This is a genomic window from bacterium, from assembly GCA_016699595.1.
Taxonomy (GTDB): Bacteria; Patescibacteriota; Dojkabacteria.
The window spans coordinates 339,495-352,796 of record CP064982.1; the positions used below are offsets into that span (position 1 = coordinate 339,495).

The 13,302-nt window shown below is 32.7% G+C and carries 10 protein-coding genes; 4 read left to right on the forward strand and 6 right to left on the reverse strand.

Going from position 1 to position 13,302, the window contains the following annotated elements:
• Positions 1–19 precede the first annotated feature (19 nt).
• A complete protein-coding gene (upp, locus tag IPJ91_01700; protein ID QQR93854.1) occupies positions 20–652 on the forward strand; it encodes a uracil phosphoribosyltransferase in 633 nt (210 codons plus the stop codon).
• Between the two features lie 74 nt (positions 653–726).
• Here upp and IPJ91_01705 read toward each other — a convergent pair whose 3' ends face one another.
• On the reverse strand, positions 727–2,736 hold the full coding sequence (locus IPJ91_01705; protein ID QQR93855.1) for a hypothetical protein: 2,010 nt from the start codon (positions 2,734–2,736) through the stop codon (positions 727–729).
• Between the two features lie 206 nt (positions 2,737–2,942).
• On the opposite strand from IPJ91_01705, the gene IPJ91_01710 reads away from it, so the two are divergent.
• Positions 2,943–3,470 (forward strand): thermonuclease family protein, encoded by a 528-nt coding sequence (locus IPJ91_01710; GenBank protein ID QQR93856.1) that lies wholly within the window; start codon positions 2,943–2,945, stop codon positions 3,468–3,470.
• Position 3,471: 1 nt separating this feature from the next.
• On the opposite strand, the gene IPJ91_01715 is transcribed toward IPJ91_01710, so the two are convergent.
• A complete protein-coding gene (locus IPJ91_01715; protein QQR93857.1) occupies positions 3,472–5,007 on the reverse strand; it encodes a hypothetical protein in 1,536 nt (511 codons plus the stop codon).
• 78 nt (positions 5,008–5,085) lie between these two features.
• On the opposite strand from IPJ91_01715, the gene rsmA reads away from it, so the two are divergent.
• Positions 5,086–5,892 carry a ribosomal RNA small subunit methyltransferase A gene (gene rsmA / locus IPJ91_01720; GenBank protein QQR93858.1) on the forward strand — a complete coding sequence of 269 codons (807 nt, stop codon included), beginning with the start codon at positions 5,086–5,088 and terminating at the stop codon, positions 5,890–5,892.
• 73 nt (positions 5,893–5,965) lie between these two features.
• On the opposite strand, the gene dnaK is transcribed toward rsmA, so the two are convergent.
• The 4 genes from dnaK to nrdR all read right to left on the reverse strand — a co-directional run bounded on the left by dnaK (position 5,966) and on the right by nrdR (position 12,213).
• Entirely contained in the window at positions 5,966–7,876 is a 1,911-nt protein-coding gene (dnaK, locus tag IPJ91_01725) for a molecular chaperone DnaK (protein QQR93859.1), read from the reverse strand.
• Between the two features lie 48 nt (positions 7,877–7,924).
• Complete coding sequence (locus tag IPJ91_01730; protein QQR93860.1) at positions 7,925–8,080, reverse strand: YqaE/Pmp3 family membrane protein; 156 nt, start codon at positions 8,078–8,080, stop codon at positions 7,925–7,927.
• 252 nt (positions 8,081–8,332) lie between these two features.
• The gene (locus tag IPJ91_01735) at positions 8,333–11,731 is read right to left on the reverse strand and encodes a vitamin B12-dependent ribonucleotide reductase (GenBank protein ID QQR93861.1); all 3,399 of its coding nucleotides are present in this window, start codon (positions 11,729–11,731) and stop codon (positions 8,333–8,335) included.
• Between the two features lie 38 nt (positions 11,732–11,769).
• A complete protein-coding gene (gene nrdR, locus IPJ91_01740) occupies positions 11,770–12,213 on the reverse strand; it encodes a transcriptional repressor NrdR (GenBank protein ID QQR93862.1) in 444 nt (147 codons plus the stop codon).
• A gap of 178 nt (positions 12,214–12,391) precedes the next feature.
• On the opposite strand from nrdR, the gene IPJ91_01745 reads away from it, so the two are divergent.
• On the forward strand, positions 12,392–13,231 hold the full coding sequence (locus IPJ91_01745; protein ID QQR93863.1) for a hypothetical protein: 840 nt from the start codon (positions 12,392–12,394) through the stop codon (positions 13,229–13,231).
• Positions 13,232–13,302: the final 71 nt, after the last annotated feature.

A 13,302-nucleotide genomic window follows, 5' to 3' on the forward strand; every position in this document is an offset into this window, starting at 1 on the left:
TTTTAGAATATATTTCATTATGCTCAGAGTTTTACCCTACACACATCAACTTAAAGTACTTTATACTTTGATTCGTAATAAAGACACAAATAATAAAGACTTTGTCTTTTACTCAGACAGAATTATTAGATTGCTTGTTGAAGAGGGATTGAACTTGCTACCTGTGGTTGACAGAAAAATTGTAACTCCTACAGGGAGAATGTTTGAAGGATATGACTTTGCAGGTAAAGTATGTGCTGTTTCAATAGTAAGAGCTGGTGAATCTATGGAAAAAGCGATTCGAGAAGTGTGTCAAAGTATCACAATTGGAAAAGTACTTATACAACGCAATGAAGAGAATGCACAACCCGTGCTTTACTATTCAAAACTTCCAAAAGATGTATCAGAACGACATGTGTTTTTACTTGATCCTATGCTTGCAACTGGAGGATCAGCCATAACAGCTATTAATTTGCTAAAAGATAATGGTGTTGACGAATCAAAAATAATATTTTTAAACTTAATTTCCTGTCCAGAAGGTTTGAAGAAAGTTGGAGATCAATTTCCAAACTTAGAAATTGTAACTGGCTTTGTGGATCAGGAACTAAATGCAAAATCATACATATTACCGGGACTTGGAGATTTCGGTGATAGATACTTTGGTACTGAATAGATAAATTGATAAGTAACGCAGTAAAAAAGGGGAGATTATTTCCTCCCCTTACTTTCACTATATTTAATTTACTCTTAATTATTTTTCTCTACTATTTCTTCAAATGTTAGTGTTCTTGTAGCTCTATTTCTCAAAATATAAAGACTTGATCCTAGCATAACGAACATTCCTACAAGTCCTAAATATTTTATAAAGTTAGTAGTTGCTGTATTTGGAAGTGTTGTACTACCTGTAGTAGTTGTAGTAGATCTATTTACAGCGCTGCTTATCACATTTTCCTTAACACACGAGGCAGAACAAGCAACACTGTTTGATCCACCATTTAATCCATTACATGTCCATATAACACTACCTCCATTTTGTGGCAAAACTATATTTGAGCTACTAGGATTTCCAGTTGCACATAAAGTACCTGATGGCATTGAACCACAGATTCCATCTGATGTACCATTTGCAGTTCCACAACTGCCATTTACACTTGCTAATCCTACAGTTATTTTCCACTTGTCGCCATTATCCATATTGGTATTATTATTACCGGTTTCTTCAGGATCATTGTCATCAACTTGTCTTTCACCACCACCGCTTACTCTTGCAGAGTTTACTAGTTCACCACTTGCAGTACTTAAAACCTTTGCAACAACTCGTATATAGTCTTCAGCATATCTTCCTGCGGGTATAGAGACATTTCTAGTACAAGTAAAACTTTGAGTGTTTGTTGCATTACAACTCCAACTACTAATTGTAGGATTATCAACACCTACTCCTGAGACTACAGTTAATGTCATACCTGTAGGTAAAGTATCACTTACTGTCATTTGACCACTAGTAGGACCATTACCAATATTCTTTACTCTAAGTATATATGCTACATTTGTTTCCGTTCCTCCAGCGACATAGCTCAAATCTGCAGTCTTTTGTATTATCAAATTTGGATATGTTGGTAAAGCACTAGACAAAGGAGACGCATTGCTACTTTGCCTAGAACTTATTGACGATAGCGTTGAAGTTTTGCTACTTTGCTTAGAACTTATTGACGATAGCGTTGAAGTTGCAGAAGATTTAACTATACAACTATAAGCACATTTTTTACTTTCATTTCCATTTGAACATTCCCATTTTGTTTCTGGATATGTCAAAGAAAGATTTCCTCTTACATTTGGTGTTCCACTTATGCACAACTCCGAATTTGGCATAGTATCTCCACAGTAGTAAACTGTGTCAGATTTTGGCCCACACAATAAAGTACTAGGTAATGAACTTACTGAAGATGACCTAGCACTACTTTGAGGTTGTATCGAAGCAGCACTACTTGCAGCTGTAACAGGATTTGACACATTACAAGTATAGCCCGTACCAGCAAAATTTTCTGCTACACGACCTCTCCCAGTTGTCCCTGTTGGAAGGGGATCTTGAATCCCACAACTTTCACAAAGATTGGTACAGTCCCATACCTTTCCATAATTGCCATTATATTCATAGTTAAAATCTTGAATAGCTGTAACTTTCATATCAAGTTGTATACTTCCACAATATTTTCCTTCAGCATTTCTTTGAAAGTTTTGAGAAAGATAATACTTTGTTCCTAAGTTTTTCCAATCATATGTATTTGGAACGCTATCACATGATTTACCACCTGAATGATCACTCAACCAATATCCTGGGCTAGTCAATGATGGTCCTCCACAAAAATGATCCCAAGTATAAACTCTTACTTGCAAATTATTTCTTTGTTTTGCCAATGGATCAGTTGTGATATTTTGATCCAAGCTTATTGTATATTCCCATGCATAATTGGGTGATTGCCATGTTTCCCCAAGTGTAGTCAATTGATTTAATTTTGGAGCTGGAGTAACTTCTGTTATATTGAATCTAAGACCATATGTATAACCATTGTCAGATTTACATGTCAACACTGGACCCTCAATGTATTCAATGCCAGGAGGACCAGCAGCACTTGGTTTCTCGGGATTCACATTCTGCTTTTGTAAAATATTTGATATGACAAAAAATAAGGCTATCAATATTACAAAAAATAAAACTAATAATAATATTGTAAATTTTCTTCTATTTAATGTTAGCATAAAGGACAGTACTCTTGTTTAAGTCAATAATCTAGATTTAGAAACTGAACTTCAACAGAGAATATATAAAAATATTAACCAAATCTTCACCATTCTAGTAATTTTCAAAAAAGAAATCAAGCAAATTCTTAAAAATTAGTACTAATAGCTTTTAAAATGATAGAATTGAGAAATTTTAAATGATATATCATTAAATTATGAATAGTATGAATCATAATTATTATTTGTTGAAGCTATTTATATTTTTAGGCACCTTCACTTCCTTATTTTTTTTAGTTGGTATTTTGAAGAAAAACGGATATTTTTTAGTTGATAATGAATGCTTAGTTTTAGAAGTTTATGATGGAGATACTATTCAAGTTAAGTGTAATGACGGCACATATAAAGTCAGACTAATTGGTATAGATACACCAGAAACACATAAGCCAAATACGCCTGTGCAGTGTTACGGTGAGGAAGCTACAGAATTCGCAAAAAGTATTTTTACGAACAAATTGGTTAAATTGGAAAAAGATATTACAAACAAGGATATTTATGATAGATTATTAAGGTATGTATGGATCGGAGATTTAATAACAAATGAGATAATAGCAAAAAAGGGATATGCCTATCTACTTACAATTCCCCCTAATGTCAAATATACTGACACCTTCAAGAAAGCAATAACTGAAGCACAAGAAAATAATTTAGGACTTTGGAATGATTGTAAGAATGTAGACAAAAGAGCAAAGTAATTTATTTTTTTTCTGTTAACCTAAATCCTATATACTTACCTAACATCAGCCTCGTATGAGAAAACAAGGAAGGAAGTCCACTAAGTAAAAAAATATAATAAGGTAGTAAGTACCAATTTAACAGCTCTAAAATAAACAACTTTCCATACTCATAATATTTCTTTGCTCCTTTAAGATTTGTATAGCGCATTGGCATATTGGGCCGCAATAACAAACTAGCTATGAGATTTATTATTATTGTCAAAGTTGCGAATGAAAATGATATAGTAACGAAATTTGACAAGTTCAACCAAAATGTAGAAGTGCTGTTTGTTACAGTAAATATAGAAATTGCCAAAATGCTAATTCCTATAAAAATCCCACTAATTGGCCACATCTGATGATTCCAAAAAGGTGGGATAACTCTCAATAAAATATAAAGTTTTGACTTTATACTTATATTTCTGTTTTTTAAAGTAGCAACAGTATTTCGAACACAATATGGAAAATCTTCAATACCCCACGACCATCTCTCTATTTGTCTAAACTGCTTTTTAAATGTATCTTGAATGCCTACTCCTTCACACGCATCACTACCTATAATCATATACATAGCTTCAGTTTTAGTTTTTTCAAAGTGCTTAAATAAGGCTTTATAAAATATGTGATAATCGTCAGAAATAATATCACAATCAGAATATCCTATTTCTTCAAATAGCTTCCAACTGAAAAAAAATGATGAGATTTGTATAAATCTTGTTTCCGAAAGAACAATGTTGGGTATATTGTAAAAGGAAAATGCGGAATTTAATATTCTTGAGAAAAAAGGTAAATCCCAAAAGTTTTGCATATAATTCATTGCTCCACTCCAAAATTTGGAATATCTGTTTTTGTCTTGAACAAACAGATAAGCAAAATAAGAAAATGCAAATGGTATATATATTGAATCGCTATCCGTATATAAAATAGTTGTATATTCTATATCATAATTTTCATCAATTATCCCTTGCATATATTTTGCAGCTGCATTTGCATTTGAACCTTTTCCTGCAATTTCACCTTCTACCAACGTATGAACATTTATAAAAAACCCTCCAAAATACTTTTCATATTCTCTTTTTAAATCATTTGCAACTTCAAATCCTTGAGGGAATCTTGCTTCCGTAGCAAGTAAAATCAATATTTGCTTGGTATCAATATTTTGGTTTTTCAAAGACACAATTACTGACTCTATGACATTTTTTGGTTCACTTGCAAAAGGTAGCAAAACTATAAATTTCAGTTTTTTATAATCAAGAATACCATCTTCTAGTTTGATTTCATCTAGTTTCTTTAACCAGTCTATCCGTTTCGCTTGATTTATCCTATAATAAGAATAAAAGAACAACACAAGAAATCTAATACCTTTCATCACCCAGTATGAAACAATTAATATAATAAATACTCCATACGCCTTTGGAAGCAATATGCCTGCCCATAAAGGAGAGGTCAAAACAATCCATGTGATAATACCGGGAATAGCTTCAAGTAATCTTTGTGAATTAAATTTCGATTTCATCTTAGAATTATATCAAATTATTTGTGCGTAAAAAAAGTTTTTGGAATTAAAGCTATATAAATTTGATAAAATCAATCTATGAATCACAATTTCAAAAAACACTTTGGACAAAACTTTTTGCAGTCTGAATACTATCTCCATGAAATTTTGAATGTCATAAATCCAACAAATCAAGAGTTGATTTTAGAAGTTGGACCAGGTGATGGATCACTGACAGAAAAGTTGATTGATTCAGAAGCAACCATCATTTCTATTGAAATTGATAGAACTTTATATACAGGGCTAAAAGAGAAGTTTTTAAGCTTAAATAAAAAAAATAACTGGTCTTTGGTAGAAGATGATATATTGAATTTAGAATTAAATAATTTTGGAGCTACGAAACTTGTGGGGAACCTTCCTTATAATATAAGTAAAAAGATTATCAGTAATTTCCTAAATTCTAATATTGAAACTGGGGTATTTTTGATACAAAAGGAAGTTGCTGAAGATTATTCAGGAAAGGTTCCCAATTCAACCTCTCTAGCAAATATAGTTCAATCTTTCGGATCTTGTGAATACTTACTAACTGTTCCAAAGAAACATTTTTTCCCAGCACCCAAAGTTGATGGTGGACTTATTAAAATAGTTAAAAATACAGATTTAAATTTTGAAAATAGAGATAAATTAATCAAATTTATACACGCGATGTTTGCTTCCCCTAGAAAAACTATAGGAAACAATTTGAAAAATTATTTATCATCATTTAATGAAAATATCGGGCGCGATGAAATCGAAAGAATTCTAAGCAACTTGCAAATTAAATTAACTTCAAGACCACAAGAAATAGAATTTAAAAATTTCATTGCGATATTTGAGATGATTTCAAAGCAATCAAATGATAGATAGGCGTTATAAACGAAATCCCGAGCAAGTCTCGGGATTTCGAATTTAGGATCAGCTAGGGAAAAATCAATACCCTTTAACCGACTACTTCTCCGTCTTCTGCTTGTTTGGCATTTGATGATTCTGGGTTTTCAGCTGCACTACCAGGAGTTTGATCTCCCATATTTTGTTGTGCTTGAGATGCCTTTTGATACATTTCTGTAGTTGCTGCTTGAATCTTTTGATTTAATTCATCCGTTTTGACTTTCAAGCTTGCTTCATTGAAGTCTTCCTTTTCTGCCATTTCTTTAACTTCTTTATTTAAAGTCTCAATTTCAGCCTTTTTGTTTTCGTCTATTTTGTCACCTGCATCTTCCAATAATTTCTCAACTTGAAAGACTAAGGATAAGGCATTGTTTTTAAGCTCAGTTTTTTCTTTGTAAAGCTTATCTTTTTCAGCATTCACTTCAGCATCTTTCACCATTTTCTCAATCTCGCTTTCTGTCATAGAAGTAGAAGCAGTTATGGTAATTCCACTCTCTTTCCCAGTAGCTTTATCCTTTGCAGATACATTCAAAATTCCATTTGCATCAATTTTATAGCTAATTTCTATTTGAGGTACACCTCTTGGTGCTGGAGCAATATCTATGACAAAGCGACCAAGTATTTTGTTATCCAAAGCTTTTGGTCTTTCTCCTTGAACTACTACTATTTCCGCGCTTGGCTGGTTGTCAGCTGCAGTAGAAAAAATTTGGGTCTTTTCAGTTGGAATAGTTGTGTTTCTAGGAATCATAGGTGTTGCAACTCCTCCCATTGTTTCAATTGCTAGTGTTAGTGGGGTCACATCTAGTAAAGTAATATCTTTTACATCACCTGTCAAAACTCCACCTTGAACTGCAGCTCCTATTGCAACGACTTCATCAGGATTGACTGATTTATTGGGTTCTTTTCCAAAGAATTCCTTGACAGCTTTTATTACCAATGGCATTCTAGTCATACCTCCAACCATAACTACTTCTTCAATATCACCTTTTTGCATTCCAGCATCAGCTAATGCTTTCTTTACTGCATCTATTGATTTTTCAACCAATCCACCAACTAAATTCTCAAACTCTGCTCTTGTCAGGTTTTTGTTCAAATGTTTTGGACCACTTGCATCTGCAGTTATAAATGGCAAGTTGATATCTGTTGATTGAGCTGAACTAAGTTCAATTTTCGCTTTCTCTGCAGCTTCTTTAAGCCTTTGCAAAGCCAAAGGATCTGCTTTCAAATTTATACCCGTCTCTTTGTTGAATTCTTCTGCAAGATAATCTATCAAGACTTGATCAAAATCATCACCTCCCAAATGCGTGTCTCCATTTGTTGATTTAACTTCGAAAACTCCATCGCCTAATTCAAGAATAGTTATATCAAAAGTTCCACCACCAAGGTCATAAACAGCAATCGTTTCATCTTTTTTCTTATCAAGTCCATATGCAAGAGCTGCTGCAGTAGGTTCATTAATAATTCTTTGGACATTAAGTCCTGCAATTCTTCCAGCATTTTTTGTAGCTTGTCTTTGACTATCATCAAAATATGCAGGAACTGTAATTACAGCTTCAGTTACTTTTTCACCTAGATAAGCTTCAGCATCTGCTTTCAATTTTCCTAGAACTTTTGCAGAAATTGCTTCTGGTGGTAGCCATTCATCACCAAACTTTATCTCAACTCCATCCTTGTCAGACTTTCTAAGATCAAATGGAAGTAATTTAACATCTCTTTGAACTTCTGGATCATCCCATCGTCTTCCAATAAGTCTCTTGATTGAGTAAAAAGTTTGTTTTGGATTTGTAACCATTTGGTTTTTAGCAACAACTCCAACTACTTCTTTTCCATCTTTGGTTTTTGCAACTATTGAGGGAGTTGTATTACCACCTTGCGAGTTTGGGATAACAACTGGTTGTCCTCCTTGAAGGACTGCCATACATGAGTTTGTTGTACCGAGATCGATACCTATAATTTTTGACATATGTTTATTAAGAAAATTAAATAAATATAATAAAGTTGTAATAAAATATTAATTAGGACTATTTAATATAACTAAAGCACCTATAACTCCAGGTATCCAGCCTAAGGCTGTAAGTATAAATACTAAAACTATACTTCCACAACCTTTATCAAATACAGCTAAAGGAGGAAAGAAAATTGCTAGTATGACTCTAAATAATGACATAGTTAATATATTGACAGTCGAATAATCTTCAACTTAGCAAATAATAGCAAAGAGTGCTAATCATGTCAAGGAAAATTTTGACATTGTTTTTCAGGAAATAATTTATTGTTTTTGCAAATAATTCTACAAATAAAATCTGTATGTAATTACTAATTATTTTAAAACTTTCAAATACAATTACCTCTGAGTATGAAATAGTAACCATAAAATAATAGTTGTGACTTATACATCTGTATATAAAGTTATAAAAACTTAACTACATCCACTTGTTGCGCCACAATCAAGACATTTATAGCAAGCTCCATTTCTAACCATAACAGCGCCACATTCTGGGCATGTTGGTGCGTCTTCATTATTTAATCTCATAGCTTTTATTACCTCATCCCTACTTCCATTAAATTCCAGTAATGACTCATTTACTGTACTAGAGTCAAATTCTTTTGCTGATAAATTATTCTTTGTAATTAAATTACTTTTTTTATTTATCTCAAACAAATTTCGTTGTGAATCTTTCTCTTGTTTCTCGAGGTTGTATCTCTCAACTAGTTCTTCAGTATGAAATTGCTTTGCAATTTCTAATGGCAAAAATCTCATTGCTAACCATCTACCTATATAGTCAACAATTGATTTGGCAATTGGTATATTTTTATTACCTGTCATACCTGCAGGTTCAAACCTAGCGTGTACAAACTTACGAACCAAGCTTTCAAGCGGAACTCCATACTGAAGTCCGAGCGAAAGAGTGATTGCCCACGCATCCATAATCCCTGACAAAGTACTTCCCTCTTTGCTCATTTGAAGAAATATTTCACCTGGCCTTCCATCTTCAAAAAGTCCTACGATTATATAGCCTTCATGTCCTGCTACGCTAAACTTGTGTGTGACGCTCTCTCTTTCATCTTTCATTTTATTCCTTCTTGGTTCATCAAAACTTATCAATGTATTATTTGAATTTCCGTGACTAGTTAAAGGAGTGTTATTTTGATTTGTCCTTGCAATGTCGGACTTTTCATTACTACTAGCATCAGTCAAGTCAATTGAATTATTGGTAGATATAACTTGATTATGTTGAAAATTGTCAAAATCAAAGTACTTTGAGTATTCATCTGTACTCGATGAACCTGTAGTCATTGGTTGCGAAAGTTTCGAACTATCTCTATAAAGTGCATTGCACTTCAACCCCATTTTCCAACTTTGTACAAAAATATCTTTGATATCTTTAATCGTTGCAGTTTCAGGTAAATTTATAGTTTTACTAATTGACCCAGAAAGAAATGGTTGTGTGTATGCAAGCATTTTGACATGCCCGATTGGAGCTATATACCTTTTGCCTATAGTACCATTTTTATTGGCAGTATCAAAAACAGCCAAATGTTCTTCAGTTATATGTGGTGCACCTTCTATACATAAGTTATCCTCTATATATTTCAAAATATCACCAACTTGATCATTAGTATAACCAAGGTTTCTCAACCCATCCTCAACTGCATTATTCACAAGTTTTAAATAACCACCCCAAACTAGCTTTTTATACCTTATCAAAGAAAAATCTGGTTCAACACCAGTTGTCAAACAATCCATAACAAGTCCTATAGTTCCAGTTGGCGCTATCAAAGTTGTTTGTGCATTTCGATAACCATATTTGTCACCCATTTCAATCGCTCGATTCCATGAGTCAACTGCAGCCTCATAAATATAATTCGGAACTAGGGATTTATCAATCGTTACAGGGTGTATATTTAATTTCTCAAAGTTTCCATTTGTTAGTGCTTCTCTATGGTTTCTCATAACTCTCATCATATCCTCTTTGTTACTTGCAAATGCATCAAAAGCACCTATTGCACGAGCGATATCTGCAGAAGTTGCATATGCTTCGCCAGTCATAATCGCAGTTATAGTTCCTGCAATGTTTCTACCTTTTTCAGAATCATATGGAATTCCTGCCTTCATCAAAATTGCACCCAAATTCACATACCCAAGACCAGTAGTTCTATATCTATAGGTCCTTTCTGCCATAATTGGATTCATCATTCCAGCCATTAAGATTGAAATTTCCAACACAATTAACCAAAGTCTAGTTGCATGTTTGAAACCTTCTACATCAAAAGTCTTTGTCTTTGAATCATAAAATTTGTCAAGGTTGATTGATGCTAAATTACACCCAGTTTCATCCAGAAACATATATTCAGAACATGGATTACTTGCAACAATATCGCCATCTTTAGGACAAGTATGCCAATCGTTGATAGTTGTATGAAATTGCACACCCGGATCGCCACATTCCCAAGTCGCCAAAGCCATCTTATCAAGCAAATGTCTAGCTTTCATAGTTTGTATAATCCTGCCATCTGTTCTTGCAATCAAGTTCCAATCCAAATCCTTTTCTACTGCTTGCATAAATTCATTTGTTACTCTGACAGAATTATTCGCATTTTGTCCATTTACAGTTTCATAAGCTTCAGAACGAAAATCAGTGTCATACTTTTCATATGTGAAATCTTCTGGTTTCAGTCCATTATCAACAAGCATCAATACTCTTTTGATATAATTTAAAGGAACAAAAGCATCATTTGCTGAAGAAATAAGTAGTCTCAATTCATAATCTTTAGATTCGTCTGATTGATCTTTGTTTGAAATTTTAAGTTTATGATATTCCTCAATTACTTTTTTTAGAAACTTATAATTATTCTGACTGCCAGCTGATAGACTTGCTACTTTTCTTTCCTCCTTCATTTTCCAGTCAATAAACTCTTCAATTTCTGGATGATCAACATTCAAAACTACCATACGAGCTGCTCTTCTTGTTGTACCACCTGATTTGATTGAACCTGCACTCACATCAAAAATCTTCAAAAAGCTCATAAGGCCAGAGCTAGTTCCACCAGCCGTCAATTTTTCACCCTTTCCACGAAGCGAAGAATAATTAGCACCAGACCCAGAGCCAAACTTAAAAATTATTGCTTCTTTTCTTAGCATGTCAAATATTCCTCCTTCATTCACTAAATCATCTTTCAATGTTTGTATGAAGCAAGCATGTGGTTGCGGGTGAGTATATGTATCAGTTGCTTTCACAACCTGTTTAGTATCTGGATCTATATAGTAGTGACCTTGTGGTCCACCTTGAATTCCATACGCCCAATTTATACCAGTATTAAACCACTGAGGAGAGTTTGGAGCAGCTGTTTGGCTAATTATCATATACCTCAGTTCATCATAAAAAGCCTTTACATCTTCCTTACTTTCAAAATACCCATATTTCTCGCCCCAATAAGTCCATGTGCCAGCCATTCTGTGAGCAAGTTGTTTGATTGAGTTCTCAGAAGTCGTTTCTTCATCAGTCAAATCATCGCTATTTACATTATGAACCTCAACATATGAACGAAAATCACCCTTCCCATTTTCAAATTCCTTGTATGATTCTGCAGCTTTTTTGGGGACACCTCTCTTTCGCAAATACAGCTTTGTCATAATTTCAGTCGCAGTTTGTGACCAAGTCGTTGGTACTTCAACATTATCTTGCGAAAGAATTACTTCGTTTTTCTCATTTACTATTTCGCTTTTTCTTTTTTCAAACTGTATCTTGTTCAATTGATTATCCTCTGGTTTTGTAAAATACCTTTTGATTTGTAATTTAGTATTGTTTGGTTGCATATTTTTGAAAATTTATAAACTTATAAAAAATAATAAAACTATTTAATTTTTTGTATCTCATTTTCGAACTCTTCAACCTCTTTAAAGTCTTTGTAAACACTTGCGAAACGGAGGTAACTCAATTTGTCAATTTCAAGTAACTTAGATAACACCATTTCACCAACCTCGATAGATTTGACTTTATTGCTTCGCCTTTGTGAAAGTTCAAGCTCAATTTGCTCTACAATCTCATCAATTTTGTCTTCTGAAATTTGTTTTCTCACTGCATGAAAAATACCAGCCCTAAGTTTATTTCTATTGAAAGGCTCGATTCTTCCAGACTTTTTTTCAACTTCAAGGTCTATGTTTTCTACTCTTTCATATGTCGTAAATCTTCTTTTGCAATTTTCACATTCCCGGCGTCTTCTGGTTATAGGATCCTTTTCATTATCTCGTTTATCTACTACTGAAGTTATTTGTGTTTTACAATAAGGGCAAATCATTTTTTTTGTTGAAAAGTATTTAATTATCTAAAAAATATTGTTATGATGTTTCTACCTAAACATTATAGTTAATCTAGCTACATTGTATGTCAAGTGATGCGACATACAATATATTGCGTTAGCAATTATGTATTTTTCAAAAAAAGAAGTCAAGAAGAAAATTTCGAAATAAAAAATAATGAAAAACTTAATCATTTTTCAAAACCCTGAAGAAATTATTCAGCAAAATTTTTTCATCAATTTCAATCTTGGAGAAGAATTTATTAAGAAAATCAAATTTCCAAACAGAAGAATTGACCTGAGCGAAGAAAATGACTTTATTTTTATTGTAATGTACATAGCAGAATACGATTTGAAACTAAAGGTAGTAAATCAAATTGAACTAAACATTTTTTTTCATAAAGAAACTCAACATCTATATTTATTTGCTTATAATACAAAGTACTTTTTTGAAAAATATAAAGTTGAATTTGAGCATCTAAACTTTCATGATTTTGGAGAATTTATAGAATTTTTTTTTGATATCGTTTTGAAAGATGAAGTCAAAATTATCGAACATATTCTTGAAGATACTTATCAAATCAAATCTGAATTTTTTGCAAAAGCAAACTCTGCGACACTCATAAGACATCTTACGAATAATGAGATTAATATTTCTACATTGAAACTCATCTCGGCTACACAAAACAAACTTTTAGATTTACTTAAACCATATTTACAGTATACTCATCAAACTCAAATTGATTACGAAAGAAACAATATCCTTGATGAACTAAACTTTGCAAATGAATTTTGCCATACTTTGATGAGTTCGATAAATACAAAGTACAATGTCAAAGAAGCGGATGCGATACACAAATTAAATTCTATAATGTTGGTTATTTTTGTCACAGACTTAGTAACTACATTATTATTATACTTATTTGATGGTGGGAAACACACATATTTATTTGGGATTGGTATAATGTCGATAATCACAACTTACATTGTAGTAACAAGGAATAAAAACACCAAATAATTTTTTTGATTGAAATGATTTCGTAATTTTGATATCAAGTAAGTAAAATATTTTTATATAATGTGTTATTT